1 protein-coding gene is annotated in these 320 nt (G+C 64.4%); it reads right to left on the bottom strand.

Annotation, left to right across the window (positions count from 1 at the left end; genetic code table 11):
- Positions 1–320, bottom strand: a 320-nt coding sequence (locus tag AC0L2Z_RS35500) for an efflux RND transporter permease subunit (protein WP_473630656.1), incomplete at both ends; no start/stop codon positions are given.

Below are 320 nucleotides of genomic sequence, written 5' to 3'. Positions count from 1 at the left end.
CTCACCTGGGCGATCGTGTCGATCAGGTTGGAGCCGATGCGCTTCTTCACCTCGATGGCGATCGCCGGCTTGCCGTCAAGACGGGTCACCGTCTCGGCGTCCTTGAAGGTGGAGCGGACGGTGGCGATATCCTTGGCCTGCACCACGGCATTGGGGCCGGCGACGATCGGAAGCGCCGCCATGTCCTGCGGCGTTTCGATCAGCGACGGCACCTTGACCGCGTATTTGCCCTCGGACCCTTCGATGTTGCCGGCGGCGACAAGACTGTTGGAATCGCCGACCGCACCGATCAGCTGCTCGAGCTGCAGCCCGTAGGAAGA

This window comes from Mesorhizobium sp. WSM4850, assembly GCF_055811735.1.
This window is presented reverse-complemented; position numbering and strand designations above follow the sequence as displayed.